Annotated in this window: 20 protein-coding genes; 9 read left to right on the top strand and 11 right to left on the bottom strand. The window is 68.9% G+C overall.

Translation table 11 applies throughout. The annotated features are described in order from the left end of the window. Positions 1 to 47 precede the first annotated feature (47 nt). From ACFQU0_RS11570 to ACFQU0_RS11585, 4 genes are all read left to right on the top strand, one after another. Positions 48 to 6,569, top strand: coding sequence for a glycoside hydrolase family 94 protein (locus ACFQU0_RS11570; RefSeq protein WP_382200929.1), 6,522 nt, complete (start codon positions 48 to 50; stop codon positions 6,567 to 6,569). Further along, positions 6,566 to 7,591, top strand: a complete 1,026-nt coding sequence (locus tag ACFQU0_RS11575; RefSeq protein WP_382200883.1) for an AI-2E family transporter — start codon at positions 6,566 to 6,568, stop codon at positions 7,589 to 7,591. The genes ACFQU0_RS11570 and ACFQU0_RS11575 overlap by 4 nt, the downstream gene beginning before the upstream one ends. A gap of 96 nt (positions 7,592 to 7,687) precedes the next feature. Beyond that, positions 7,688 to 7,846, top strand: coding sequence for a DUF3309 family protein (locus tag ACFQU0_RS11580; RefSeq protein WP_382200885.1), 159 nt, complete (start codon positions 7,688 to 7,690; stop codon positions 7,844 to 7,846). Positions 7,847 to 7,865: 19 nt separating this feature from the next. Next, positions 7,866 to 8,951, top strand: coding sequence for an NAD(P)-dependent alcohol dehydrogenase (locus ACFQU0_RS11585; protein ID WP_382200887.1), 1,086 nt, complete (start codon positions 7,866 to 7,868; stop codon positions 8,949 to 8,951). A 3-nt stretch (positions 8,952 to 8,954) separates the two neighbouring features. Here the strand turns inward: ACFQU0_RS11585 and ACFQU0_RS11590 are convergent, their stop codons facing one another. From ACFQU0_RS11590 to ACFQU0_RS11610, 5 genes are read right to left on the bottom strand one after another with little or no spacing between them, the layout of a single operon-like run. Then, entirely contained in the window at positions 8,955 to 10,172 is a 1,218-nt protein-coding gene (locus ACFQU0_RS11590; RefSeq protein ID WP_382200889.1) for an ABC transporter permease, read from the bottom strand. After that, positions 10,172 to 10,912: an ABC transporter ATP-binding protein gene (locus ACFQU0_RS11595; RefSeq protein ID WP_382200891.1), complete on the bottom strand. Its 741-nt coding sequence runs from the start codon at positions 10,910 to 10,912 to the stop codon at positions 10,172 to 10,174. Before ACFQU0_RS11595 ends, ACFQU0_RS11590 begins: the two co-directional genes overlap by 1 nt. A gap of 10 nt (positions 10,913 to 10,922) precedes the next feature. Next, positions 10,923 to 12,254 carry an efflux RND transporter periplasmic adaptor subunit gene (locus tag ACFQU0_RS11600; RefSeq protein WP_382200893.1) on the bottom strand — a complete coding sequence of 444 codons (1,332 nt, stop codon included), beginning with the start codon at positions 12,252 to 12,254 and terminating at the stop codon, positions 10,923 to 10,925. Then, positions 12,251 to 13,687 carry an efflux transporter outer membrane subunit gene (locus ACFQU0_RS11605; RefSeq protein ID WP_382200894.1) on the bottom strand — a complete coding sequence of 479 codons (1,437 nt, stop codon included), beginning with the start codon at positions 13,685 to 13,687 and terminating at the stop codon, positions 12,251 to 12,253. Before ACFQU0_RS11605 ends, ACFQU0_RS11600 begins: the two co-directional genes overlap by 4 nt. A 16-nt stretch (positions 13,688 to 13,703) precedes the next feature. Then, positions 13,704 to 14,426, bottom strand: coding sequence for a hypothetical protein (locus ACFQU0_RS11610; RefSeq protein ID WP_382200896.1), 723 nt, complete (start codon positions 14,424 to 14,426; stop codon positions 13,704 to 13,706). A 209-nt stretch (positions 14,427 to 14,635) separates the two neighbouring features. Here ACFQU0_RS11610 and ACFQU0_RS11615 point away from each other — a divergent pair, with 209 nt between their 5' ends. Both ACFQU0_RS11615 and ACFQU0_RS11620 read left to right on the top strand, forming a co-directional pair. Then, positions 14,636 to 14,956 (top strand): DUF1840 family protein, encoded by a 321-nt coding sequence (locus tag ACFQU0_RS11615; RefSeq protein WP_382200898.1) that lies wholly within the window; start codon positions 14,636 to 14,638, stop codon positions 14,954 to 14,956. An 86-nt stretch (positions 14,957 to 15,042) separates the two neighbouring features. Further along, positions 15,043 to 16,041 carry an extracellular catalytic domain type 1 short-chain-length polyhydroxyalkanoate depolymerase gene (locus tag ACFQU0_RS11620; RefSeq protein WP_382200900.1) on the top strand — a complete coding sequence of 333 codons (999 nt, stop codon included), beginning with the start codon at positions 15,043 to 15,045 and terminating at the stop codon, positions 16,039 to 16,041. On the opposite strand, the gene ACFQU0_RS11625 is transcribed toward ACFQU0_RS11620, so the two are convergent. Further along, positions 16,026 to 16,301: a cell envelope biogenesis protein TolA gene (locus ACFQU0_RS11625; RefSeq protein ID WP_382200901.1), complete on the bottom strand. Its 276-nt coding sequence runs from the start codon at positions 16,299 to 16,301 to the stop codon at positions 16,026 to 16,028. The two genes, ACFQU0_RS11620 and ACFQU0_RS11625, sit on opposite strands and share 16 nt — an antisense overlap. Before the next feature lie 519 nt (positions 16,302 to 16,820). Between ACFQU0_RS11625 and ACFQU0_RS11630 the strand changes: the two genes are divergently transcribed. The 3 genes from ACFQU0_RS11630 to ACFQU0_RS11640 all read left to right on the top strand — a co-directional run bounded on the left by ACFQU0_RS11630 (position 16,821) and on the right by ACFQU0_RS11640 (position 19,810). Further along, entirely contained in the window at positions 16,821 to 17,546 is a 726-nt protein-coding gene (locus tag ACFQU0_RS11630) for a Crp/Fnr family transcriptional regulator (protein WP_382200903.1), read from the top strand. Between the two features lie 302 nt (positions 17,547 to 17,848). Next, positions 17,849 to 18,958: a hypothetical protein gene (locus ACFQU0_RS11635; protein ID WP_382200905.1), complete on the top strand. Its 1,110-nt coding sequence runs from the start codon at positions 17,849 to 17,851 to the stop codon at positions 18,956 to 18,958. 105 nt (positions 18,959 to 19,063) lie between these two features. After that, positions 19,064 to 19,810 carry a Crp/Fnr family transcriptional regulator gene (locus tag ACFQU0_RS11640; RefSeq protein WP_382200906.1) on the top strand — a complete coding sequence of 249 codons (747 nt, stop codon included), beginning with the start codon at positions 19,064 to 19,066 and terminating at the stop codon, positions 19,808 to 19,810. A gap of 123 nt (positions 19,811 to 19,933) precedes the next feature. Here the strand turns inward: ACFQU0_RS11640 and ACFQU0_RS11645 are convergent, their stop codons facing one another. Genes ACFQU0_RS11645 through ACFQU0_RS11665 form a run of 5 tightly spaced genes read right to left on the bottom strand, consistent with a single transcriptional unit; the run spans position 19,934 to position 26,247 of the window. Then, positions 19,934 to 20,896 carry a Bug family tripartite tricarboxylate transporter substrate binding protein gene (locus ACFQU0_RS11645; protein ID WP_382200931.1) on the bottom strand — a complete coding sequence of 321 codons (963 nt, stop codon included), beginning with the start codon at positions 20,894 to 20,896 and terminating at the stop codon, positions 19,934 to 19,936. 24 nt (positions 20,897 to 20,920) lie between these two features. Next, the gene (locus ACFQU0_RS11650; RefSeq protein ID WP_382200908.1) at positions 20,921 to 22,003 is read right to left on the bottom strand and encodes a CobW family GTP-binding protein; all 1,083 of its coding nucleotides are present in this window, start codon (positions 22,001 to 22,003) and stop codon (positions 20,921 to 20,923) included. 10 nt (positions 22,004 to 22,013) lie between these two features. Beyond that, a complete protein-coding gene (locus ACFQU0_RS11655; RefSeq protein ID WP_382200910.1) occupies positions 22,014 to 22,379 on the bottom strand; it encodes a hypothetical protein in 366 nt (121 codons plus the stop codon). An 8-nt stretch (positions 22,380 to 22,387) separates the two neighbouring features. Beyond that, positions 22,388 to 24,172, bottom strand: a complete 1,785-nt coding sequence (locus ACFQU0_RS11660; protein WP_382200912.1) for a hydantoinase B/oxoprolinase family protein — start codon at positions 24,170 to 24,172, stop codon at positions 22,388 to 22,390. After that, the gene (locus ACFQU0_RS11665; RefSeq protein ID WP_382200913.1) at positions 24,169 to 26,247 is read right to left on the bottom strand and encodes a hydantoinase/oxoprolinase family protein; all 2,079 of its coding nucleotides are present in this window, start codon (positions 26,245 to 26,247) and stop codon (positions 24,169 to 24,171) included. Before ACFQU0_RS11665 ends, ACFQU0_RS11660 begins: the two co-directional genes overlap by 4 nt. Between the last annotated feature and the right edge of the window lie 14 nt (positions 26,248 to 26,261).

Below are 26,261 nucleotides of genomic sequence, written 5' to 3' on the forward strand. Positions count from 1 at the left end.
CGGCGCAGAGTCGAGTTTGCCAATTGGAGATGCAGTGGGGCCATGCCTTGATTGTCTTTGGGCGGCTTACTGCGACACAACCTGGCCGCCGCGTGGTGTCGGGCTACGGCATCCTGCAACCTCGTGTGGTGGCCCCGCTGCCCACGCAGGGCACCCCCACGGCCTGGCAGTGGCTGTTCGCCAGCCTGCCCGGGCTGGATCCCTACAGCGCCATGTCCTCCGACGTGTACCAGGACGTGTTCGACGAAGGCAGCTTCACCGGCAAGGGCCTGCTGCATGTGGCCACGCTGCAAGCGGTGCTGGGCGGGCGCCTGCCCACCGACCAGGTGCTCAGCCACGACCTGTTGGAAGGCGCGCTGGTGCGGTGTGCGGTGGTGAGCGACGTCACCCTGATCGAGGCCGACCCGACCCACGCCGACGCCGCCGCGTCGCGCCTGCACCGCTGGACCCGGGGCGACTGGCAGCTGCTGCCCTTTGTGCTCGATGCCCAACGCTGGCCACTGGGCGCCATCAACCGCTGGAAGTTGTGGGACAACCTGCGCCGCTCGCTGGTGGCGCCCGCCTGCCTGGCGCTGCTGGTGTTGGCCCTGGCAGGCCACGGGATGTTGTTGGGGGCGGCCCTGGCGCTGACCCTGGTGGCCTACGCGGGCGGTCCCTTGATCGGCGCGCTGGCCGGCGCCCTGCCCGCCCACCGGGGGCTGGTGAACGCCCGTTTTGTGCAAGCCAGTGCGCTGGACGTGTTGCGCGCCGTTGCCGGTGGCCTGTGGCACCTGGCCTTGTTGCCCCAGCACGCCCTGCAGGCGCTGGACGCGGTGCTGCGCACGCTGCACCGGCTGCGGGTGAGCCGCCAACAGCTGCTGGCCTGGACCACCGCCGACGCCGCCCAGGCCGCCCTCAGCCCCCACCTGGGCGCCACGCTGTGGCGACACCGGGTCGGCCCGGGCCTGGCACTGCTGTTGGCGGGCGGGCTGTGGGCGTCGGGCACCGCAGCGGGCGCACCCGCGCTGGCCCTGCTGGCCCTGTGGGCCGCCGCGCCGCTGCTGGTGTGGCTGACCAACACCCCCTGGAAATGGCTGGAGCGGCAGCCCACGCCCACTGCCACCGACGCCGCCTTCCTGCACGGCGTGGCGCGCGACACCTGGCGCCTGTTCGAGCGCTGTGTGGACGCCAACAACCACTTTCTGCCGCCCGACAACCTGCAGATCACGCCGCTGGAAGCCGTGGCCCACCGCACCTCGCCCACCAACATCGGGCTCTACCTGCTGAGCGTGGCCAGCGCACGCCAGTTTGGGTGGATAGGCACACAAGAGCTGCTGCAGCGCCTGGAAACCACCCTCGCCACCCTGCTGCAGATGGAGCGTCACCGGGGCCACTTCCTCAACTGGTACGACACCCAGACCCTGCTGCCGCTGCTGCCGCGTTACGTCTCCACCGTGGACAGCGGCAACTTTTCGGCCCACCTGCTGGCCGTGGCCCAGGCCTGCCGGGCGCTGGCCATGCATCCGCACGACCCCAAGGCCGCCCAGCAGGCGCGGCGGCGCTCGTTGCAGCGCCAGCACACCCAGCGCCAGCTGTTGCGCGGCCGCCAGGCAGCCGGGCACACCACGGTGGAGGCCGAACAGATGCGCTGGCTGCGTTGCGACCACGTGGCGCTGCGGCGCTCGGCCCGGCGCGATCAGCAGGCTGCGGGGCCCAGCGGCGACGCCCAGGCCAGCACCCGCCTGCGCGGCTTGGCCAAGGCGCTGGAGCAACTCGCCTGGGCCAGCGACTTCCGCTGCCTCTACCACCCCCAGCGCCAGTTGCTGCACATCGGCTACCGGGTGGACGACCAGCAGCTCGACACCGCCTTCTACGACCTGCTGGCCTCCGAGTCGCACCTCACCAGCCTGCTGGCCATCGCCAAAGGCGAGCTGCCGGTGCGCCACTGGGCGGCACTGGGCCGGCCGTTTTTTGCCAGCGGGCGCCACGCGGTGCTGCGGTCGTGGTCGGGTTCCATGTTCGAGTACCTCATGCCCACGCTGGTGATGGCCGCGCCACGTGGCAGCGCGCTGGCGGCCGCCAACCGGTCGGCACTGCGCGAGCAGATCGCGTTTGCGCGCCAACACGGGCAACCCTGGGGCGTGTCGGAGTCGGCCTATGCCGGGCGCGACCAGACCCTGGCCTACCAGTACGCGCCCCAAGGCGTGCCGCGCCTGGCGCTGCGCCGCACACCGCCCGCCGAGCTGGTGGTGGCACCCTACGCCACCGCGCTGGCGGCCATGGTGGACACACGCCTGGCCTGCGACAACCTGCGCGCCCTGGCCACGCTGGCGGCACGCGGGCGCTACGGTTTCATCGAGGCGCTGGACTTCAGCCCGGCGCGCCAAACCCACGGCGGCCACCCCACCGCCGTGAACACCTACATGGCCCACCACCAGGGCATGACCATCGTGGCCCTGGCCAACGTGTTGCTCGGCGGTGTGGCGCAGCGCTGGGGTGCCGCCCACCCGCGCCTGGAGGCCATGGGCCCGCTGCTGCACGAACGCGCCCCACGCGAGCTGCCGGACGCCCCACCCCTGCCACGCCTGCCGCTCAAAGCCTTGTTGCGACGCGCCCCCGATCCGGTGCGCCGACTGGTGCCCGGTGCCCAGGCGCTGGAGCCCACCCAGCTGCTGTCCAACGGCCACTACAGCGTGACCTTGCGGCCCAACGGCGCCGGCTGGAGCCGCCTGGGCCAGACCGGCATCACCCGCTGGCGCGACGACGCCCTGCGCGACGCACACGGCAGCTTTCTCTACCTGCGCCGGGGCCGGCGGGGCGTGCCGGTGTCGCTCACCAGCCACCCGGCGCCCGACCCCCAGGCCAGCTACACCTGCCACCTGGGCCTGGACCGCGTGGTGTTTGACGCCCTCTGGTCCGGTCTGCGCGCCCACACCACGGTGTGGGTCAGCCCCGAAGACAACATCGAGTTGCGCAAGGTGGTGCTGACCAACACCGGGCCCCACGTGCTGGAGCTGGAGCTGATCTCCGCGCTGGACATCACCCTGGCCAGCCACGAGGCCGACGAGGCCCACCCCGCCTTCTCCAACCTGTTCGTGACGGCCGAGTGGCAACCCGCCCAACAGGCGCTGCGGTTTGCCCGCACGCCCCGCCTGCCCACCGAACGCCCGTTGTGCGCCGCCCACTTTGTGACCGACGTGCAGGGCGAGGTGCTGGGCCTGCTGGTGCAGACCGACCGCCAGCACTGGCTGGGCCACCACCACCCACCCAGCCACCCGCTGGGCAAGCTCGAGCCGGCCCCCACCGAGGCCGGCCCGCTGGTCACCGGGCTGGACCCGGTGGCCGCGCTGGCCGTGCGCTTGCGCCTGGCGCCGGGCGCCCAGGCCTGCGTGTGTTTTGGCACCGCCGCCAGCGTGGAGGCCGCCACCTTGTCGGCCATCATCGACAAATACCGCCAGCCCAGCCATGTCGAGCGTTCGTCCACCCTGTCGGCCACGCTGGCCGGCCTGCAGGTGGGTGGCCAACACATCCACCCCGAGTACCAACCCGCGCAGCAGGCGCTCACCACCGCCCTGGTGCTCACCCTGCCTCAGGTGGATGGCCTGCCCGCGCAACGCGCCACCACCGCCCCACCGCCCGCCATCGACCGCCGCCACCTGTGGCCCCTGGGTCTCTCGGGCGACCGCCCCGTGCTGCTGCTGCACAGCGGTCCGGCACAAGGGCTGCCGCTGCTGCGCCTCATGGCGCTGCTGCTGCGCGACTGGTCGCGCGCGGGTGTGGCCTGCGACCTGGTGGTGCTGAGCCGGGAAAACCACTCGTACCACATGCCCTTGCAGCAGGCCTGCCAACAACTGAGCGAGCAACACCAGACCGATCTGGCCCAGCACGCCGGCCCCCCCGTGACCGGCCTGCACCTGCTGCACCACGACAGCCTCAGCGTCGGCCAGCTCGACACCCTGACCGCCCTCGCCCGCGTGCAATTGCACGCCGACGGACGCCCCCTGATGCACCAGGTCAAAGCCTGGTGCGAACGCCACGAAACCCCAGCGCACCCGATGGCGGTGCTGTGGCGTGGCAGCACCTCGGTGCCGGTGCCGGTGCACCTGCACGCCGAGCGCGCCACCCTGGCCGAAGGCCACTTCGACCCCGACACCGGCGCCTTTGCTTTTGACATCGGACGTGGGCAGCGCACCGCGCGCCCCTGGAGCAACGTGTTGGCCAACCCCGACTTCGGCTGCCTGGTGACGGACAGCGGCGGTGGCAACACCTGGGCCGGCAACAGCCGCCTCAACCAGCTCACCCCGTGGGCCAACGACCCGGTGGCCGACACACCGTCCGAGTGGTGGCTGCTGCAGGATCGCCGCAGCCGCGAGGCCTGGAGCCTCACCCCCTCGGCCTGGGGCGACGACAACACGCCCAGCCGGTTGGAACACGCACAGGGCCGCACCACCATCAGCCACCGGCGCGGCCCGGTGTCCAGCACGCTGAGCTGGTGCGTGGACCCCGACAGCGCCGTCAAACAAATGCGCGTGCGCTTGCACAACCACGGCAGCCACAAAGCCCACCTGCGCCTGGTGGGCCTGGTGGAGTGGCAACAGGGCGAAAGGCGCCGCGACCGCGCCACGCTGCACACCAGCGCCTGCCTCCACCCCGCCCCGGCCGGTGGCATGTGGGCCTTGCTCAGCACCCAGACCGACAACGCAGGTGGTGGGGGTGGCGGCACCGCCTTTTTCTGTGAAGGGCATGGCGGGCAGGAACGCAGCAGCGAAGGCCTGGACTGGACCACCGACCGCGCGGCCTTCTTCAACAGCGACGGGCAGCTGGTGTTGCCCCACCGCCTGGGCCAGCGCGCAGGCAGCGGGCTGGACCCCTGTGCCGCCATCGCGCGCCTGCTCACGCTGCGCCCCGGCGCCAGCGCCGAACTGGTGTTCTTGATCGGCCACGCCGCCAGCCCCACCGCCGCACGCGCACTGGCCCGGCAGGCCACCGCCCGCCCCGCTGCCGAGCGGGAACAGGCCAGCCTGGCGCGTTGGGACGCGCTGCTTGGCGCCACCCAGGTGCACACGCCCGATCCGCTGTTCGACGTGCTGGTCAACCGCTGGCTGCTGTATCAGACCGTTTCGTCGCGTCTGTGGGCCAAGGCCGCCTTCTACCAGGCCGGCGGCGCCACCGGCTACCGCGACCAGTTGCAGGACGCCATGGCCCTGGTGTGGGCCGCGCCCGGCCTGCTGCGCGCGCAGATCGTGTTGTGCGCCTCGCGCCAGTTTGAAGCCGGTGACGTGCAGCACTGGTGGCACGCGCCAGGCGGCGCCGGCGTTCGCACCCATTTTTCAGACGACCTGCTCTGGCTGCCTTTTGCCTGTGCCCACTACCTGCGCCGCACCGGCGACACGGCGGTGCTGGACGAACGGGTGCCCTTTCTCGACGGCAGCGCCATCCCTGACGGTGCCGAGGATGTCTACGAGACGCCGCGCGCCAGCGCCGAGCAGGCCAGCGTCTACGAACACGCCGCCCGCACCATAGACCACAGCCTGCGCGTGGGCACCCACGGCCTGCCGCTCATGGGCGGCGGCGACTGGAACGACGGCATGAACCGCGTGGGCCACGGCGGGCGCGGCGAATCGGTCTGGCTGGCCTGGTTTCTGTGCGCCACCGTGGCCGACTGGGCGCCACTGGCGCGCCAGCGCGGCGACACCGCCCGCGCCGCCCGCTGGGAAGCCGCACGCGCCGGCTGGCAACACGCCCTGCAAGGCGCCGCCTGGGACGGCCAGTGGTACCAGCGCGCGTTTTTTGACGACGGCTCGCCCCTGGGCTCGCACACGCAGCCCGAGGCCCGCATCGACCTGATCGCCCAGGCCTGGGCGGTGCTGGCCGATGCCGACACCAGCGCGCTGGGGCGCCACCGCCAACAGCAGGCCATGGCGGCAGCGGACACCCAACTCGCCGACCCTGCCCACGGCCTGCTGCAACTGCTGACGCCCCCGATGGCCCACGCCGACCCCAGCGCAGGCTACATCCAGGCCTACCCGCCCGGTGTGCGCGAAAACGGCGGTCAATACACCCACGCCGCCGTGTGGGCGCTGATGGCACATGCCGAGCTGGCCCGCCGCGCGCCCCGCAACGCGGCAGCACAAGACCTGCCCTGGCGCGACTTCACCTGGCTCAGCCCGGTCCACCGCGCCGCCCACCCGGTGTGGGGCAGCAGCTACGGGCTGGAGCCCTACGCGGTGGCGGCCGATGTCTACAGCCAGCCGCCCTACGCCGGGCGCGGTGGCTGGAGTTGGTACACCGGTGCGGCCGGCTGGCTGCACCGTGCCGCCATCGAATCCATCCTGGGCCTGCGCTGCGAGGCCGACGTGTTGCACCTCGCCCCCTGCCTGCCCGCCCACTGGCCGCAGGCCGAGCTGACGTTGCGACGCGCGGAGCGGCACATGCGCTTCGTGCTGGTGCGGGGCAGCCCCGAACAGGCCCTGGCGGCCTGCGCCGACCCGCAGGCGCGCGTGCTGGCGGTGGGTGAAGCGCTGCGCTGGACCGATCTGCCCGCCGTGTGTTGTTTCGCTGTTCCCTTGCCAGAGAGCCCCACACCATGATGACGCTGCTGCTGGCCGTGGTGACGCTGGCGTTTGTCGCCATCCTCTCGCCTTTCCTCACGCCCATGTTGTGGGCGCTGATCATCGCGCTGGTGTTCGCGCCGGTGTTTCGCCACACCTTGCGCTGGACCGGTGAACGGCGCACGCTGGCCGCGCTGCTCACATTGGCCGGCGTGTTGCTGCTGGTGGTGCTGCCCCTGTCGCTGCTGGGCCTGGCCCTGCTGCGCGAGGCCACCGGTGTGTACGAGCGCCTGCAGTCCGGCGAGTGGAACCCGGGCGCCTACCTGCACCGCCTGTTCGACGCCCTGCCCAACTGGGTGGGCGCCCTGCTCGACCGCTTTGGGCTGACCAGCTTCAACACCATCGTGCGGCGCATCAACACCAGCGTCTCGCAGGGCCTGCAGTCGGTCGGGCTGGTGGCGGTGGATGTGGGGCAGGAGATGGTGAACTTCCTGGCCAAGCTGTTCATCACCTTGTACCTGGCCTTTTTCATGGTGCGCGACGGCGACGCCATCGCCCACACCCTGCGCGAGGCCCTGCCGCTGCCACTGGCGCACAAGCGCGCGCTGTTCCGCACCTTTGCCACGGTGCTGCGGGCCACGGTGAAAGGGCACCTGGTGGTGGCGGTGGTGCAAGGCGCGCTGGGTGGCGTGGCCTTCTGGGCGCTGGGCCTACCTGCCAGCCTGCTGTGGGCGGTGCTCATGGCCTTGTTGTCGCTGCTGCCGGTGGTGGGCTCGGGGCTGGTGTGGCTGCCCATGGCGCTGTACCTGGTGGCCAGCGGTGCGCTGTGGCAGGGCCTGGCGCTGATCGCCTTTGGTGTGCTGGTGATCGGCCTGATCGACAACCTGTTGCGCCCTGTGCTGGTGGGCCGCGACACCCGCCTGCCCGACTACCTGGTGATGGTGGCCACGTTGGGCGGGCTGGCCACCTTCGGCGTCAACGGCCTGGTGCTGGGCCCGGCCATCGCCGCGCTGTTTGTGGCGGCCTGGAAGATCGATGTGGCCGGCCGCGAACGCCCCTGACCTGTCAACGGTGCGCTGACGCACAGACGCGGCCGGGCGCCGGCCACACCATGGGCCATTCGGCACCCGATGCCGGCCACCCCAAGGAGTATCCCCATGAGCCTAGGCACCATTCTCATCATCGTCCTGATCCTGATGCTGATCGGGGTTGTGCCCACCTGGCCACACAGCCGCTCCTGGGGCTATGGACCCAGTGGTGTGCTCGGCTTGATCGTGGTGGTGGTGCTGATACTGTTGGTGATGGGACGGCTGTGAACCCATCCGCCACCCCACCATGAAAGCCGCTGTTTTCGTCCAGCCCGGGCGCATCGAGCTGACGGACAAACCCATGCCCGATGTGGGCCCCAACGATGCGCTGATGCGCATCACCACCACCACCATCTGCGGCACCGACGTGCACATCCTCAAGGGCGAGTACCCGGTGGCGCCCGGCCTCACCGTGGGCCACGAGCCTGTGGGCGTGATCGAGAAACTGGGCAGCGCGGTGCGTGGCTACACCGAGGGCCAGCGGGTGATCGCCGGGGCCATCTGCCCGGACTTCAATTCCTACGCCGCGCAGGACGGCGCGCCTTCGCAGGACGGCAGCTACCTCGTGCCCCAGGGCCTGTGTGGCTGCCACGGCTTCAAGGCCACCGCAGGCTGGCGCTTTGGCAACCTGATCGACGGCACCCAGGCCGAGTACGTGCGGGTGCCCGACGCACAGGCCAACCTGGCGCCCATCCCCGACGGCCTGAGCGACGAACAGGTGCTGATGTGCCCGGACATCATGTCCACCGGGTTCAAGGGCGCTGAAAACGCGCGCATCCGCATCGGCGACACCGTGGTGGTGCTGGCCCAAGGCCCCATCGGCCTGTGTGCCACGGCCGGCGCGCGCCTGCTCGGGGCCAGCACCATCATCGCGGTGGACGGCAACACGCACCGCCTGGGCATCGCACGCCAGCTGGGCGCCGACGTGACGCTGAACTACCGCGATTGCGACGTGGTGGACGAGGTGATGAAGCTGACCGGCGGCCGGGGCGCCGACGCCGCCATCGAGGCGCTGGGCACCCAGGCCACCTTCGAGCAGGCGCTGCGCGTGTTGCGCCCCGGGGGCACTTTGTCCAGCCTGGGCGTGTACGCCGAGGACCTGCGCCTGCCCCTGTCGGCCTTTGCCGCTGGCCTGGGCGACCACACCATCCGCACCGCGCTGTGCCCGGGCGGCAAAGCGCGCATGCGCCGCCTGATGAACGTGTTGGCCGCCGCCCGGCTGGACCTGGGCATGCTGGTGACCCACCACATGGCGCTGGACAACATCGTGGCCGCCTACGAGCTGTTTTCCCACCAGCGCGACAACGTGCTCAAGATCGCCATCACGCCCTGAGCGCTACTCGTGCCGCAGGGCCTCGATGGGGTCCATGCGGGCCGCTCGGCGGGCTGGAAAATAGCCGAACACCACCCCGATGCCGCCCGAGAACAGCAAGGCCAGCAGGTTGATGCCGGGGTCAAACACATAAGGCACGGCCATCACCCCGGCCAGCACATACGACGCGGCAGTGGCCACCGCCACCCCGACCACCCCACCCAGCGCCGACAGCACCACGGCCTCGATCAGGAACTGCATCAGCACTTCGCGTTCCAGTGCGCCCACCGCCAGCCGCAACCCGATCTCGCGGGTGCGTTCGGTCACGCTGACCAGCATCACGTTCATGATGCCTATGCCGCCCACCAGCAGACTCACCGCCGCCACCGCGCCCAGCAGGCTGGTGAGCACGCCCATGGTGCTGGACAAGGTGTCGGCCAGCTGCTGGGTGTCGAAAATGTTGAAGTTGTCGTCGTCGGTGTCGGCCAGCTTGCGGCGCTCGCGCATGAGCTGCCGCACGGCCGCCTTCAAGGGGGTGCTGTTGCTGCCGTCCTCCATCGAAATCAACAGGCTGGCCACGCGGTGGTTGCCGGTGACGCGGCGCTGCAGCGTGTGCAGCGGCAGCAACACCGTGTCGTCCTGGTCGCCCATGCCGCCCTGCCCTTTGGCGGCCAGAATGCCCACCACCTGACACGAAAACTGGCGCACCCGCAGCCACTCGCCCAAGCCACTCTGCCCGGCGCTGCCCCCAAACAGCTCGCGCCGCACGGTCTCGCCCATCACACACACCGCCGCGCCGGCCAGTTGCTCGTCGGCCTCGAAGCGGCGCCCGCTGGCCAGGCTCCAGTTGCCGGTGTCGAACCACGCGTTGCTGCTGCCCACCACGTTGGTGACCCAGTTGCGCCCGTTGGCCACCACCGTGGCGCTGGCCCGCGCCTGGGGCGCCACCGCGGCCACGCCACCGATCTCCTGCGCAATGGCCACCGCGTCGGCTTCGGTGAACTGGGGCACACCGCCACCACCGCCGCCGCCCCCGCCCACACGCTGGCCGGGGTTGAGCATGAGCAGGTTGGTGCCCAGGGTGGTGATCTGCAGTTGTATGGCCAGCGTGGCACCCCGGCCCAGCGTGACCATGGTGACCACCGCGCTGACGCCGATGACGATGCCCAGGATGGTGAGAAACGAGCGCAGCAGGTTGCGCCGCACCGAACGCAGGGCCAGCCAGAAGATGCTGCCCAACATCAGGGCGCCTCCGCCGGCTCGGCTTGCACCGGGGCCGACAGGGTCGGGTGGGGGTTCACCTCGTCGGCCGCCATGCGCCCGTCCACAAAACGCACCATGCGCCGCGCGTAGGCGGCCATGTCGGGCTCGTGGGTGACCATCAGCACGGTGATGCCGTGGTCGCGGTTGAGCGCGAGCAGCAAGCCCATGATCTCGTGGCTGCGGGTGGTGTCGAGGTTGCCGGTGGGTTCGTCGGCCAGCACCACGGCCGGCTCGGTGACGATGGCGCGCGCAATCGCCACCCGCTGCTGTTGTCCGCCCGACAACTCGGCCGGTGTGTGCCGCTCCCACCCGCCCAGGCCCACCGACAACAAGGCACGGGTGGCGGCGGCGCGGCGCGCGGCGGGCGCGTCGCCCCGGTACAGCAAGGGCAGCTCCACGTTCTCCAGCGCCGAGGTGCGGGCCAGCAGGTTGAAGCCCTGGAACACAAACCCGAGGTAGCGCCGGCGCAGCCGCGCGCGCTGGTCGCGCGACAGGGCTTCGACATGGGCGCCCATGAACAGGTACTGGCCCGAGGTGGGTGAATCCAGGCAGCCCAGGATGTTCATGGCGGTGGATTTGCCCGAACCGCTGGGGCCCATGATGGCGACAAACTCGCCGGCTTCGACCTGCAGATCGAGGCCTTTGAGCGCCATCAGCTCCGACGCACCGCTGCCGTAGCGCCGCGTCACGCCCACCAGGCGGATCAGGGGCGGGGTCATGGCCTGTGGCTCATGGTTGGGTGGACTTCTGGTCGGTGACCACACGCATGCCCACGCGCAGGTCGCCGCCGACGATCTCGGTCATGCGGCCGTCGCTGATGCCCGGCAGCACCGCCACCGCCACCAGTCCCTCCTTCCCGGCCTGTCCGCCTTCTGGCAACACCCACACCTGGCGCGCCGTGGCGGTGCTGGCGCCGCTGGCGGCCGAACGGCGCGTGTTGCCGCGTGGCATGGTGGGCAGCAGGCTGGCCGTGGCGGCCTTTTTGCGCGGATCGGCGCTGCCCGCCAGCGTGGGGGCGAAACGCAGCGCGGCGTTGGGCACCAGCAGCACGTCCGTGCGCTGGGTGGCGGTGATGGCGGCGGACGCGGTCATGCCGGGGCGCAGGCTGCCGTCGGCGTTGTCCACATCAAGGTGGGTGAGGTAGGTGACCACGTTGTCGGTGATGGTGGAGCCCAAACCGACACGCGTGATGCGCGCCGGGTACTGGCGCGTGGGGTACGCACTGACGGTGAAGCTGGCGCTCTGCCCCGGCAACACGGCGCCCACGTCGGCCTCGTCCACGTACACCCACAGGCGCAGGTGGGTCAGGTCGTCGGCCAGCACCAACAGCGTGACCGCCTGCAGCGAGGCCGCCACCGCGTTGCCGGGCTCCACGCTGCGGCTGAGCACCACGCCGTCGGCGGGTGCGGCGATGGAGGCTTTGGCGAGGTTGATTTCGTCGGTGGCCAGCGCCGCTGTGGCGTCGTCGATGCCGGCCAACGCGCTGGCGTGGTCGGCCAGCGCGCGTTCGGCCACGGCGCGTCCGGTGTCGAGTTCGGCCTTGGAAGGCACCTTGCCGTCCGACAGGCGCGCCACCGCCTGCAGGCGCTCCAGGCTGGTCTGTGCCTGCGCCAGCGTGGCCGTGGTCTGGGCGGTTTTGCCGCGTGCGGCCGCCAGCGCCGCGCGCGAGCGCAGGATCTGGCCGCGCAGTTTGGCGGTGTCCAGCACCACCAGCACCTGCCCCTTGCTGACCCGGTCGTTCACATCCACCTTGACCTGCAGCACCGTGCCGGACAACTCGCTGCCAATGTTGATGGAGCGTGTGGGCTGCAAGGTGCCGTTGGCGGTGACGGTCAGGGTCAGGTTGCCGCGCGCCACCGGCTGCGAGGTGTAGACCGGCGTGGCGTCGGCGGCGCGCTGGCGCCACCACCAGGCCGCCGAACCCGCCACGAATAACAGCAAGACAAGGCCCAGCCACACCGCCGGGCGGCGGTACCAGGCGCCCGACGCGGGTTCGGCCAGCAAGGTGGACAGATCGACCGCTGCGGGAGCCGGAACGGGTGTGGAAGCGGTATCGCTCATCGGGTGCGCACCACGCGGGTGTCGGGTTCGTGCGCCGACCAGCCGCCCCCGAGCGCGCGGAACAGGCGCACCCGGTCGGCGCCGATGTCGGCCAGCGCGGTGGCCACGCTGTCTTGTGTGCCCAGCTCGGTGCGCTGGGTTTCCAGCACGGTCTGGAAGTCGATCAGACCACCGCTGTAGCGCTGCCGCGCCCAGGCGGCGGCCTGGGTGGCGGCATCGGCAGCCTGTTGCAGCCGCGCATGGCGCAGGCGGTCTTCGCGCAGGGCCACCAGGGCATCCTCCACCTCTTGCAGCGCCCCCAACACAGTCGCACGGTGTTGTTGGTGTGCCTGCGCCAGCACAGCGTGCTGCACTTGCACCCCGGCCCGTGTGGCACCGCCATCCAGCAGCGGCCAGGCCACGCTGGCGACCAGGCTGGCCAGCACCGAAGCGCCCGCGGTGAGCGCCCCCAGGCTGGCCGCGCCCAGGTCCAGGCTGCCCGCGAGGCGCAGGCTGGGCCAGCGCCGGGCCTCGGCCTGGTCCACCTGGGCCAGTGCGGCCCACACCCGCAGTTCGGCGGCACGCACATCGGCACGCTGGCGCAGCACCTCGGCGGGCACGGCCAGCGGCCTATCGGGGGCATCGCTGGGCAAAGGCCCACCCTGGCTCAGCGCCTGCAACAAGGCGGCGGGCGGGCGCCCGCTTAGCACGGCCAGGGCATGGCTGCTCTGGTCCACGCTGGTCTGCAGCGCCGGCAACACAGCCCGGGTCTGCAAGGTGGCGGCGCGGGCCTGCGCCGACTCCACCGCCGTGACCAGACCGGCCTGCTCACGCCACTCGGTGATCTGCAGCGTTTCCAACTGGCTGGCCAGGCTGCGGCCGGCAATGGCGAGGCGGCTCTGCGCGGCGCGCAGCAGCAGGTAGTTCAAGGCCACCTCGGCGCTCACCTGCACGCGCACGTCACCCCACTGCGCCAGGAGGGCCAGGGCCGTGGCGTCGGCACCGCGCACGGCGCTGCGCTGGCCCCCGCCGATGTCGGGCACCCAATCGGCGTCCAGCCCCAACGCCACGCGCTGGGTGCTGCCGCTGCCCGCGGTGCGCGAACCTTGCGCGGCGGCACTGGCCGCCAGTTGGGGCCACAGCGCCGCAGCGGCCACTGCGCGCTGCGCCTGCGCCTGACGCAGCGCCGCCGCTGCGGTGGCCACGCTGGTGTTGTTCAGCAGGCTGTCCGCCACCAGGGCATCCAGTTGCGGGTCGCCAAAACCGCGCCACCAGGCCTCCCCCGTGTGGCCAAGGGGTGGGCCGGTCCAGGCGTTGGGCCCACCCGCCCCGGCCCAAGCGGGGGGCGGGGCGCTCGCCACGGGCGCATCGGCCCGATCCACCGGCAGCGGCGCCAGGCCCGCACAAGCGCACAGGCTCACGACCAACGCAGCCGCCAACACAGCCTTCTTCATGGGTGTGGCGCCAGCGTCACGGCCTGTCCCGCCCGTTGTTGCCCCTGCCGTTGTTGTCACGGTCGCGGTTGTTGCGGTCGTTGCTGTCGCGGTCGCTCTTGCCCCTGCCCTTGTTGTCGCGGTCGTCCGGTCGGTTGTCGCGCGCCGGTCCCCGGTCGGCGTTGGGGCGATCTGGCGCCTGCAGGCGTTCGCGGGTCACAGGTTCACGCGGCCGATGTCGGTAGTTTTCCGATCGGATGGCGCGCTGCGCATCGGCGTCCTGTGGGTAGCGGCTCTGCGGGTAACGGCCCTGGTAGCTGGGCAGGGGTGCGGGCGCGGGCGCGGCACGGCGGTCCCAACGGTCCCAACCGGCGCGGCGTTGCTCCCAGTCACGGCCCCAGTGCTCGCCCCAGCGCGGCGCGGCGTCGGCCCGCCACTGGCCAAAATAGCTGGGGGGCTGGCGGTAGTAGCGCACCGGCACGCGCAGCACGAACAGCGGCACCCGGTCGGGCCCCACTTGGTGCCACGGGCCGTTGTACCAGTCGCTCGAATACCAGTTGTCGGACTGGAACACCCAGTACAGCCCGTCGTAGAAGAAGTAGTTGCCCGGTGCGTTGGGCGCGTAGTAGACCGGGTAGCCGGGCACGCGCTGGAACTCGGGGTAGACCGGCAGGTGGATGCCGATGCTGACGGACACCTGGGCCAGCGCGGGCGGCACGGCGCCCAGCAACAAAGGAACAACCAGCAACAGGTGGCGCATGACGAACCCGATCAAAAGACGGGCCATTGCGCTGGCGCCCAGACACCCTGTTCGGACGCGGCAACGGCGTGGTTCGAGTGTGGGCTTCTGCGCCACCACGTCTGTGCGATACCGCACACCACCAAAACCACAATGGCGCGAAGATCAAGGCCACACCCTCTGCGTTGCCATGCACCGCGCGGCCCGGCTCCCATCGAACGAAAGACGCCATGTTGTACCGTTTCAAATCGCAGGCCACCCATGACCTGATCTTGCTCCAGGCCGACGGCGAGACCGTGTTGCGCCTGCTGGGCAAGACACCCGGCGCACCGGGCGTCATCACGGCCGAGCAACTGCCCGCCGCCATCGCCACGCTGGAAGCGGCGGCCCACACGAACCGCGCCTCCCCTCAGAACACCCCCACCGAAGCGGGCGAGGACTGCGAAGACGACCGGGACGCCAGCGTGTCCTTGTGGCAGCGGCTGGCACCCTTGCTGCTGTTGCTGCGCCAGGCCCACAGCGAACAGAAGGCGGTGGTCTGGGGTGTCTGACACGCCACACCTGGGTGGCCTGGGTGGCCGGCAGCGGTCACGCTTGAAGGTGGGGCGTCAACGGTGTTTCGGTTGAGGGCCACACCATGAGGCGGCGGTCCTCCAAAGGCTGGGCAAGCCTGTTGCAACGCAGTCTGAAGGCCTTCACGGCGCCAGCCGTGCGCGCCGGCCGCCAAGCCACCCAGCGGGCCCTTGCCGCTGGCGTGCGCAAGCTGCGCCCACCGGCCGGTGCCGGGCTGTGGTGGCCCGGCCTGGCCGTGGGGGCGCGGGGCACGCGCCGCTACATGCTGTTTCGGCCATCGGCGCTGCCTGCGGGCCAACGGGTGCCTTTGCTGGTGATGTTGCATGGCTGCGGGCAGGACGCGTCGTCTTTCGCCCAAAGCACCCGCATGAACGCCCTGGCCGCACGCCAGGGCTGCGTCGTGCTCTACCCGGAGCAGGACCGGCTGGCCAACCTGCAGGGCTGCTGGAACTGGTTCGACACCGACTCAGGCCGCGCGCAGGTCGAGGCCGAGCTGATCCTCAAAGCCATGGACATGGCCTGCGCGTTGTGCCCGGTGGACCCGACCCGTGTGGCGGTGGTGGGCTTTTCGGCCGGAGCCAGCATGGCGGCCCTGCTGGCCACGCGTCACCCAGAGCGTTTTGGCGCCGTGGTCATGCATTCGGGTGTACCGCCGGGCAGCGCGCACTCCAGCGCGTCTGCCCTGGCCGCCATGCGGGGGCGCCACGCGCCAGCCCCCACAGCGGGGCCCCACATCTGGCCGCCCCTGCTTGTGATCCATGGCGACGCCGATGGCGTTGTGTCGCCACGCAATGCCATGGCCGCCGCGCGGCTGTGGGCCGACGCCGGCGGCGCGCGGGCCCTGCCGCCCCGCACCCAGCAACGCGGCAAACGCTACCCGATGGACGTCACGGACCACCGCCGTGGTCGTCGGTTGGTGGTGCAAACGGTGGCGGTGCGCCGCCTGGGCCACGCCTGGAGCGGGGGCGCTGCCGGCCAGCCTTTCAGCGATGCCCAAGGCCCCGACGCCACGCGCCTGACCTGGGCTTTTGTCAGTAAGGCCTGGGCTCAGGGCTTGCCGTAAACGGCCTTGGCGGCCTTGATGCAGGCGGCCTTGCTGTCGCCGGTCTGGGTGTCACATTTCTCGGCCTCCACCTTGTACTGGGCTTCGCGGATGTCGTCCTTGGCGTCAGCCCGTGCATCGGTGTTGGCCTGCACCACTTTGGCGCTGGCCAGCGCGGCCACGTGCGCGAGCTTGGCCTCCTTCACACAAACGTCCTGGTCGTTGCCACGGAACGCATCGCAGCGCTCCTTGGCCACGTTGTAGGCGCCGTTGGCCCGCACCACCTTGACCTGGGTGCCATCGGCGGGCTTGCCGGTGTAGCGGTATTCCAGCTCGGCGCGTTCGTTCTTTTCCTGCGCCTTGGCCTCCTCTACACAAACGTCCTTGGGGTGGGCCTTGAGGCTGCCACAGGCCGCTTTGGCGGTTTTGTAGCCGGCACCGATGCGGGTCTTGGCGGCTTTGTATTCGGCCTAGGTGGGCACGGCGGCCAGCACCATAAGCGGTGCCACACAAACAGCACTGGCCAGCAGCGTGGCGCGAAAGAGATGGGATGTTTTCATTGGGATGCCTTTGAGGAAAAAATGCGAACGGCGCTTGCCATGGCGCGATCTGCGGCGGGGCCGTGGGAGCCTGCTGGGTTTGTATCGGTGCAGGCAGGGACCGTCTGTGCGTTTGAGGACAGAGACACCGATGCCGCCAGCCGGACGAAGGGTGTTGTGTGCGCCATCGAACAGCAGGACCATGCCCGCCCCCCTACACTGGATGGCCCCGGGCGTTGCCTGTGTCCGTTTTGCCCGTCCTTGCAGCCTCTGTCTCTCTGGAGCACCGCCATCCCAGCCATCGACAACCAGCTGATCAACCGGCTGCCTGCGAGCGACCAGCGACAGCTGGTGGCGGCCTGCGAGCCGGTGCAATGGCGCCTGTCAGAGGTCGTGTGCGAACCCGGCTCACCGGTGCAACACGCCTACTTTCCCGTCAGCGGCTTTTTGTCGCTGGTGGCGGAGGTGGCGTCCGGCCCGCGCCTGGAGGTGGGCATGGTCGGCCGCGAGGGCATGCTGGGTGCCGAGTTGTCGCTGGGTGTGCAACATTGGCCTTTCCATGTGTTGGTGCAAGGTGCTGGCGAGGCCCTGCGCATCAGCGCTGCCGCGCTGACACTTGAGATGGCGCGCAGCACGGCACTGCAACGTGCCCTGCACCGCTACACCGGCGTGACCATGTCGCAGCTGGCCACGTCGACGGTCTGTTTGCGGCTGCACCCGGCCAGTGCGCGCCTAGCACGCTGGATGTTGATGAGCCAGGACCGCGCGCAAGCCCAGCGCTTTGCCGTCACAGCGGCCTTCCTGGCCTACATGCTGGGCGAGCCGCGCCATGGTGTTGCCAATGCCGTCTCAGACCTGCAGCAACGTCGCCTGATCGAGCGGCAAGGCGACACCGTCGCGGTCATCGACCGCGCCGGGCTCGAATCGGCGGCCTGCAGCTGCTACCAGGCCGAACGCACCCACTACCAGCACCACCTCGGTCTCTGACGCGCCATCCGAGCGCGCGCGCTTGCCGAAGCGTCGGACCGCCTGAGCGGCTGAGGCCGCTGCACGGCACAACACCCGCTTCCACATCTTGCATCTGCTTACGCGTTGGCCAACGCCGCCGCTGAGCCGCTGCGTTCGGCCCCACGCCGGGCGTCAGCCCGCTATGGGGCTGTTGGGCCGCGCTGTCCGTACGGCAACGCACGCTCGGGCGAAAACACCGCCCGAATTTCCACACTTTCCTTGGACAGACCCGCCATTCCGGTGCGGTCGTCTTGCTCTCCAGCATGTTCAAGGAAACTCAGATGCAACGCCGCCACTTTATCGTGCGCTCGACAGCCCTTTCGCTCGCCACACTGCCAGGCACACAGGCCTTGGCCCAAGTCAGCTGCCCACCGCCTCCCACCACCACCACACCCTCCCCCGGCACCGGGGGCATTGATGTGGTGGCACAGATCAAGGCCTTGAGAATTCCCACCGGCCCCTACACCGGTGGCTATGAAATTGCACCCAACGGCCGCCTGAACTGGTACTTCACCCAACTCGGTTTGTTGCCCATCGTGCAGTTCCTCGGGGCCGCCGACCTCGACACCTACATCCGTGTCTACCTCGACCTCTACCTGAAAAACCTGAGTGCGGCCGCCACCATCGACGACGTCCATTTCCCCTACGGTCGCGCCAACACCAGCGTCTTCACCAAGGTGTTGTCGGACTCGGACGATGCCTATGCCGCCACCTTCCTGTCGCTGGCCGTGCGCTACGTGCGGGCCAGCGGCAACTGGACCTGGTGGGAAGCGAACAAGGCACGCATCAAGACGGTGGCCTACCGCAACCTGGCACTGGCCGTCAAACGCAATGGTTTGATCTCGGTCTTTCAGGCGCCACGCAGCGAAACCAATTCGATCGGCTACCTGATGGACAACTGCGAGAACTACCGCGGGCTGCGCGACCTGGCGGGCCTGCTGCGCGAGCGCTCTGAAATCAGCGATGCCAACTACTACGACCAGATCGCCACCAACGTTGCCACCGCCATGGGCAACGTGATCTACAACACCGCAGGCAGGGCCTTCACACCCAGCGACGCCGACCCGCTTCCCACCAAGACCTTCTACCCCGGCACCACCTGCCAGGTGTATGCGCAGGCCTTTGGTGTCCATGAGCTGTCGCGCTTCTTCGACCCCGCCTGGAACTACCTCAATGCCCAGTCCCCCCAATGGGAAGACGGCCGCTACGACCCCTACCCCTGGGCCATCCTCGGTTTCGCCGCAGCCATGCGCGGGCAGCGGTCACAGGCGGTGGCCAAACAGACGGCCGTCGAAAAGTTGTTCACCGCCAACCGCGGCCTGGTGACCATCAACGAGCTGGGCTTTTACCAGCGGACCAAGTCGCTGCTGGTGGGTACGGCGGCGGTCTAGGTGCGGCGGCAGACAGAAGCCCGGCCGGATCGCGTTCACCATCGCAACGTGGCTGTTCCGCCATGCGCGAAGGCTCGTATCGAACAAACCCTGGCCAACAGGCTCTTGGCTGCACTGGGGCCGGCCGACAGACACCACCTGCTGGCCGATGCCGTTTTTGTGGAGCTGGGCGCCACCACCGTGCTCGGCCTGGGCGGCACGGCGCTCGCGCATGCCTACTTCCCCACCACCTGCATGATTTCGCTGCTGGCGCCCGAGAGCGGCGACAAACGCCTGGTGCTGGGCCTGACGGGCTACGAAGGGGTGTACGGAGGCGCCTGTGCGCTGGGCATTTTCAGCACCGCCTTCGATGCCGTGGTCACCGGTGCCGGTCAGGCCTGGCAAATCGATGCCGGGCGCCTCGCGGCCCACGGGCGCAGCAGCCCCGCGCTGCTTCGGCTGCTCAGCCGCTTTTTGTACGTGGAGTTGCGCCAGCTGGGCACCCAGGCCATCTGCAGCCACTTCCATTCGCTGCGGCAGCGGCTGGCGCGCTGCCTGCTGATGAGCCAGGACCGCATGAGGTCAAGCGACCTGTGGCTCACACACGATGACCTGTCGCAGATGCTGGGCGCCCGGCGCGCCGGCGTCACCGTGGCGGCGGGCGATCTGCAGGCACTCGGGCTGATCCGCTACACACGAGGGCACATCTTCATCGCAGATCGTGCGCAGTTGCTGACACAGACCTGTGCCTGCTACTTTCAGGATCAGACGATTTACAGCCAGACGATGTGGACGCCAACCCCAGCAGAACCCGCCAACGGCACGAAACTGCCCCACCCACAGCCTGGCCCCCCAACCCGCAGCGCTGAATAGCGGTCCCCTCGGCCACAAGCCTCAGCCGATGGATAGGCAGCAGGTGGGTCCTAATCAGATCACGCTCAACCGAAACACAGCGCGCTGCGATGGGCAGCGCAGGCTTTCACGGAAACGCCTGGGCTACTCAGGTTTGAAGCCCGCCTCCTTGAGCAGTTGGGCGCTGCGGGTCACATCCGCCGCCACAAACTGCCGAAACTGGTCTGTGCTCTCCAGCACAGGCAAGATGCCAAGCGTTGTGTAGGCGCCGGACCGAGCCAGCTCGGCCGTGGCTTTGTTGATCGCCTTGTGCAACAACTGCACGCGGTCCGCAGGGGTGCCCTTGGGCGCCCACACGCCATACCAAGAGTTGTAGACCATGCCTGGGTAGCCACTCTCGACCGCGGTGGGCACGTCGGGCGCAACCCCGCTCCGCTGTGAGGACGACACCATGATCGCTTTGACCTTGCCACCTCGGGCCATACCCTGAAGCGAAATGATGGAGTCCAGCAACAACTGGGCATGGCCACCAGCCACATCGGCCAATGCGGGCGCCGTGCCCCGGTAGGGTGCCATCGTCAGTTTGAGTTGGCCTTGTTGCGCCAAGAGCAAAGTCCCCAAATGGCTGGGTGCACCCAACGCGGGCAACGCAGCGGTCCACTTCTCCGGCTGTGCCCGGGCTGCTTCCAGAACCTCTTTCAGCGTCTTCTGTGGGGCGGTGGCGGGGATGACCAACATCAGGGGGGCCTCACCCACCCGCGCCACCGGTGCGAAATCGGTCTGTGGGTCGTAGGGCGGGTTGGCCAGCACCTGTTTGGCGAGCACATGCGTGGCGGCGGAAAACAGCAGGGTCATGCCATCGGGCGCCGCCATCTGCACCGCTTTGCCGCCGATGGTGCCGCTGCCGCCTGCGCGGTTGTCCACGATCACCGGAATACCCAAGTCGGCCTGGAGCTGTCGACCAAGCAGCCGTGCCGCCTGGTCCACACCACCACCGGCGGCAAAAGGCACCACCAACTTGAGGGTGCCTTCCGGCCATTTGCCTTGTGCCCAGGCGGGTGCAAAGGTGCACAGGCCAAGCACGGCACAGGCAATGCGTCTTTTCATCATGGTCTTGTCTCCTTATGACATTCAAACAGGTGAAGGGGGGCGGCTGCCACGGTTGCGGCGCCTTTCAAACACACTCAAGGTGGCCTCGATGTCCTCGGCCTCGATGTTGCGCGTGATGAAAACGATGCGCGTGCGCCGGTCTTCGCTGGGCCAGCGGGCCAGCGTTTCGGGCGGGTGGAACAGGTGTTGCACGCCGTGAATCACCATGGGGTGATCCGGGTCGTCGGCCAGGTGCACGATGCCTTTGACGCGCAACAGGTCGTCGCCTCGCATGGCCGACACCATGTCCAGCCAGGCCATCACGCCCTCGCGGGACAACGGCGTCTCGCGCACGATGACGTGCGACCGGATCTGGTCATCGTGGCGGCTCACATCGCCTGATGCGGGCGCGGACACCGGGAAAAAGAACGAACGCTCTTCAGTTCGTGTGGCGGGGAGCCTGGTGGTGCTGGTGTGGTCGAGCAGCGCCAGCAGAGAATGCAGCGCGGCGTCCGGGCCTTCGGTCAGATCGGCCAGGGGGTTGATGGCGCGCAGCCGCGCCAGCAAAGGCGCCCGTGCTTCTGCCGGCACCAGATCGGTTTTGGTCAGCAGCAACCGGTCGGCCACCGCGGCCTGTTTGACGGCCTCGCGGTGCTGGTCCAGCGTGGCCATGGCGTTGAATGCGTCGATGGTGCAGGCCACACCCGCCAGCCGCCAGTGGTGCGCCAGGCGCGGGTCGCCCATGAGCGTGTGCAGAATGGGCGCGGGATCGGCCAGGCCTGTGGTTTCCACCACGACGTGGCGCAGTTCGCGGCTTTGGGCCTGCGGGCTGTGCGCCAGGCGCTCAAAGGCCTCCACCAGATCGCCCCGCACCGTGCAACAGATGCAGCCGTTGGCCAGCAGCACCATCTGTTCGTTGGTGTGGTCCACCAGGTCATGGTCCAGGCCGACCGCGCCAAATTCGTTGATCACCACCGCTGTGCCGTGCATGTCGGGCTGGCGCAGCAGGCGGTTGAGCAGCGTGGTTTTGCCACTGCCCAGAAAGCCGGTCAACACCGTGATGGGCACACGCTGGCTCGCGCCGATGGCATCGGTCTTGTCCAGTGCGGGAAAGATGAAAGGCATGGTGGGTGCCTCAGTCGTCTGACGTGTTCACCGGGCCGTGCAGCCTGGCGAACGAATCCAGCGTGCGGGCCAGGCGGCTCAGCAACCAGTCCGCCACAGCCTCATCGGCTTCGCCGTCTTCCAGGCGGGTCAGCAGCAACATCACCGGTTTGACCTGCTCGTTGATGGCGCCTGGTGCCAGCAGAAAAGCCACCACCGGGGCCACGCCCAGGCGCTCGCTTTCGGCCCACAGGTAGTCCACGATGTCAAGCTCGAAGTCCTCCAGCGACACGCTGACACCACCGGTCATGCAACCGCAGCCGGCGCCCAGCGTCACGTGCTGGGCGGCCAGCCGGCTCCACAGCTGGGCGAGACGGGCGGCGCGGGGATCGGCCACGGCAGTGCTCACTGACCGTCCCAAGCCACGTCTTCGGCGGCGGCAGCCGCGTTGCCGCTGCGCAGGGCCAGTGTGCCCTCATGGTCCACCTGTCCCTGGGCGTCGAGCGCCACCTTGTAGACCTCGCGTGCCACCTGGGCACTCACATAGCCCTCGCGCACGTCCTCGGCCACCAGCTCCAGGTCGCGTTCCAGCGGGCTACCGAAGCCGCCGCCGCCGCCCGACAGCATCTTGTAAGCGTCGCCGCGCTCCAGCCGCACGTTGAAGATCTTGGCGTTGGCGTGGTCGGTTTTCCATTCGCCCTTGTGGCGCACGGCCAGGCCGTTGCCCATGGCGTCGCCACCGCCTTCCAGGCCCCAGGGTTTGCAGTGCACGCGGTCGATGCGGGTGGTCACGGTGAAGGGCGAAAGCGCCTGCACCACCATCTCGGCGCCCAGGCCACCCCGGTGGCGACCGGCACCCGCGCTGTCGCGGCGGATCTCGTACTTCTCCACCAGCACCGGGTACTTGGCCTCAAGCTGCTCGGTCGGGCTGTTGTGGGTGTCGCCGTCGTTGATGCAGACCGTCACCGACACGCCGTCTTCGGTGCTCTTGGCGCCCCAGCCGCCGCCCAGAGGGCCAATGCCGACGATGAACAGACGACCGTCTTCGGGGCTGATGCCGTGGATGTTGGGAAACACCAGATCCGCATGGTGGCCTGCGATGGAGCGGTGCGGGATGGCCGGCGCCAACGCTTTGAAGATGGTGTCGATCACCGTCATCGGGAAGGTCATCCACACGCGCATGGGGTAGGGTCGCTCAGCGCTGATCACCGTGCCCATGGGCATGATGACTTTGAGCGGCCGGAACGAACCGTCGTTGACCGGGTAGTCGGTGGGTGTGGTCAGGCACTTGTAGGCCACCTGCGCGCAGGCGATGCCGGTGGTGAAACCCGAGTTGTAGAAGCCGCGCACCTGTTTGCTCACGTCCGACAAATCGACCGTCATCTCGTCGCCGCTGACCGTCACTTTCACGCGGATCGGGATGCGCTTGCCGATCTCCAGCCCGTCGTCGTCCATGAAGGACTCCGCCTCGTACACCCCATCGGGAATGGACAGCGTGTTCTTGCGCGCCACGGCCTCGCTCGAATCCATGATTTGCTGGATGGAAGCATTCACCGCTTCGGCGCCGTAGCGCTGCAGCAGCTCCACGTAGCGGCGCTCGCCGGTGGTGATGGCGGTGATCTGCGCGCGCAGGTCGCCCAGGGCGCGCTCAGCCAGGCGCACGTTCATGGCGATGATGTCGATCAGGTCCTGGTTGACCACGCCTTCGCGCTGGTACTTCAGGATCGGAATCTGGATGCCTTCGCTGAAGATGTCGGTGGTGACGTTGCCCAGCGTGCCGCCCACATCCAGCCAGTGCGCCATGCAGCAGGTGAAGCCCTCGAGCCGGCCTTCATGGAAGATCGGCATCGTGAAGGTGAAGTGGTTCAGGTGGCTGCCGGTGGTGTAGGCGTCGTTGGTGACCAGGATGTCGCCGGGCAGGATGTTCTCGTATCCAAAATGGCGGATTTTGGCCTTCACCGTCTCACTCATGCCCCGGATGAACATGGGCAGACCCAGGCCGATGGAGACGGTATCGCCTTCCTTGGTGAACAGGCCCACCGTGAAGTCCAGTGCCTCGTAAATGATGAGGTTGTAGGCGGTGCGCGTGAGGTTGGTCTTCATCTCCTCCGTCACGGCGTACAGGCCGTTGCGGATGATTTCGACGGTGACGGGATCAACCGCCACGGAAGTGTTGCTTGACGTGCTCATGAGCGGTCGCTCCCGATGTTGATTTGCAGGTTGCCCAGTTCGTCCACGCGCAGCGCATCGCCGGGCTGCACCACGGTGGTGGAGGCGTGTTCTTCGATCAGGGCCGGGCCCATGATCTCGTTGCCGGCCAGCAGCCGGTCCCGGGTGTAGACAGGTGTGTCGGCCCAGCCGCCCGAACGGAAGTACACCGGCTTGATGCCCCGCACCGCACCGGGTGCGGGCGTGGCGGTGCCGGCGGCCACGCTGTGTTTGGGCGGCTTCTTCATGGTGCCCAGCACAGTCACACGCAGGCTCACCAGGTCGGCTGGCTCCTTGGGGGCCGAGGTGCCGTAGCGCACCTTGTGCAGCTCGTCGAACTGCTGTTTGATGGCAGATCGGTCCCGACTTTCGAAGAAGGCCAGCGGCAGGTCCACGGTCACGGCGTGTTCCTGGCCCACGTAGCGCATGTCGGCAGCGCGTTCGATCACCACGCCATCGGCCTGGATGCCGGAGGCGGCAAGCGCCGCGCGGCCTTCGTCCTCCATCGTCTTGTAGGCGGCCTCAATGTCTTCGAAGGACACGTCGCCCAGCTTGCGAAACACCGATCGCACATAGTCGTAGCGCAGGTCGGAGAACAGCATGCCGTAGGCCGAAAAGTAGCCCGGCGCGTAGGGAATGAGCACCTTGCGGATGCCGATTTCGCGGGCAATGGCCGAGGCGTGCAGTGGACCGGCACCGCCGTAGACCACCATGGTGAAGCTGCCGGCATCCAGACCGCGTTCGGTGGTCACGGCCTTCACGGCGTGCGACATCTGCGTCACCGCAATGCGCAGGATGCCGTCGGCGGCTTCGGTGGGGTCCAGGCCCAGCGGGCCGGCAATGCGCTCGCGCATCTGGCGCTGGCAGCCTTCCAGGTCCAGCTTGAGTTCACCGCCCAGGAAGTGTTCGGCATCCAGGCGCCCCAACAACAGGTTGGCGTCCGTCACGGTGGGCTCGGTGCCGCCACGGCCGTAGGCCACCGGGCCGGGAATGGAGCCGGCGCTCTGTGGGCCCACGCGCAGGGCATTGCCGGTTTCCACGCGTGCAATCGAGCCGCCGCCGGTGCCCACCTCGTGGATGTCCATCATGGGTATCTGGATGGGCAGCGCGCGCTCGTAGCCGCCAATGAGCGCAGAGCCGGTGGTGAGCGGTCGACCTTCGCTGATGACGCCGGCCTTGGCGGTGGTGCCGCCCATGTCGAAAGCGATGGCGTCGCCCATGCCGAGCTGGGCGCAAATGGCCTGGGCACCGATCACACCTGCGGCAGGGCCAGATTCGAGCATGCGCACGCAGCCGACCTTGGCGTGTTCGACCGGGAACAGACCGCCGGTGGACTGCACGATGTAGAAGTCGCCGCCAAAACCTTTGCTGGACAGGTGCGCTTCCAACTGGCCCAGGTACTCGGACACGCGCGGGCCAACGTAGGCGTTGGCCACGGCGGTGGACACACGTTCGAACTCGCGGTACTCCTGACTCAGTTCGTGCGAGGCGCAGACGAAGGCGCCCGGAATTTCCTCTTGCAAGATTTGCTTGACGCGCTGCTCGTGCGCCGGGTTGCGGTAGCTGTGCAGCAGCAACACCGCCACCGCCTCAATGCCCTGGCCACGCAGGTCTTTGGCCAGTTCGCGCACGGCAGCTTCGTCCAGTGGCTTGTGCAGGCTGCCGTCGGCGCGCAGGCGCTCGGCCACTTCAAAACGGAGCGAACGCTTGACCAGTGGCTGGTGTTTGTTGAAGAACAGGTTGTAGGCGTCGGGGCGGTTGACGCGACCGATTTCGTAGATGTCGCGAAAACCCTCGGTGATCAGCAGTGCGGTGTTGGCGCCGTTGCGCTCCAGCAGCGTGTTGATGGCGATGGTGGAGCCGTGCAGGAAGAGGTTGCCATCGCGCCAGTCGATGCCGGCGCTGTCAATGGTGGACTGGATGCCTTTGACCAGTTCGCCGTGGGTGGACAGGGCCTTGCCGAACAGCAGCTGGCCGGTGGCTTCGTCGAAGGCGGCCATGTCGGTGAAAGTGCCGCCAATGTCAACGGCGATGCGGAGTTGGGGTGTTGTTGCCATGGTGGTGTCTCTGC

This window comes from Hydrogenophaga defluvii (assembly GCF_042665235.1).
In the GTDB taxonomy this organism is placed as follows: domain Bacteria; phylum Pseudomonadota; class Gammaproteobacteria; order Burkholderiales; family Burkholderiaceae_C; genus Hydrogenophaga; species Hydrogenophaga defluvii_A.

Excerpts from the sequence above, each read along its gene's own strand:
- ACFQU0_RS11575 (WP_382200883.1), top strand. The coding sequence starts at position 6,566 with ATGATGACGCTGCTGCTGGCCGTGGTGACGCTGGCGTTTGTCGCCATC.
- ACFQU0_RS11580 (WP_382200885.1), top strand. The coding sequence starts at position 7,688 with ATGAGCCTAGGCACCATTCTCATCATCGTCCTGATCCTGATGCTGATC.
- ACFQU0_RS11585 (WP_382200887.1), top strand. The coding sequence starts at position 7,866 with ATGAAAGCCGCTGTTTTCGTCCAGCCCGGGCGCATCGAGCTGACGGAC.
- ACFQU0_RS11590 (WP_382200889.1), bottom strand. The coding sequence starts at position 10,172 with ATGTTGGGCAGCATCTTCTGGCTGGCCCTGCGTTCGGTGCGGCGCAAC.
- ACFQU0_RS11595 (WP_382200891.1), bottom strand. The coding sequence starts at position 10,912 with ATGACCCCGCCCCTGATCCGCCTGGTGGGCGTGACGCGGCGCTACGGC.
- ACFQU0_RS11600 (WP_382200893.1), bottom strand. The coding sequence starts at position 12,254 with ATGAGCGATACCGCTTCCACACCCGTTCCGGCTCCCGCAGCGGTCGAT.
- ACFQU0_RS11605 (WP_382200894.1), bottom strand. The coding sequence starts at position 13,687 with ATGAAGAAGGCTGTGTTGGCGGCTGCGTTGGTCGTGAGCCTGTGCGCT.
- ACFQU0_RS11610 (WP_382200896.1), bottom strand. The coding sequence starts at position 14,426 with ATGCGCCACCTGTTGCTGGTTGTTCCTTTGTTGCTGGGCGCCGTGCCG.
- ACFQU0_RS11615 (WP_382200898.1), top strand. The coding sequence starts at position 14,636 with ATGTTGTACCGTTTCAAATCGCAGGCCACCCATGACCTGATCTTGCTC.
- ACFQU0_RS11620 (WP_382200900.1), top strand. The coding sequence starts at position 15,043 with ATGAGGCGGCGGTCCTCCAAAGGCTGGGCAAGCCTGTTGCAACGCAGT.
- ACFQU0_RS11635 (WP_382200905.1), top strand. The coding sequence starts at position 17,849 with ATGCAACGCCGCCACTTTATCGTGCGCTCGACAGCCCTTTCGCTCGCC.
- ACFQU0_RS11645 (WP_382200931.1), bottom strand. The coding sequence starts at position 20,896 with ATGAAAAGACGCATTGCCTGTGCCGTGCTTGGCCTGTGCACCTTTGCA.
- ACFQU0_RS11650 (WP_382200908.1), bottom strand. The coding sequence starts at position 22,003 with ATGCCTTTCATCTTTCCCGCACTGGACAAGACCGATGCCATCGGCGCG.
- ACFQU0_RS11660 (WP_382200912.1), bottom strand. The coding sequence starts at position 24,172 with ATGAGCACGTCAAGCAACACTTCCGTGGCGGTTGATCCCGTCACCGTC.
- ACFQU0_RS11665 (WP_382200913.1), bottom strand. The coding sequence starts at position 26,247 with ATGGCAACAACACCCCAACTCCGCATCGCCGTTGACATTGGCGGCACT.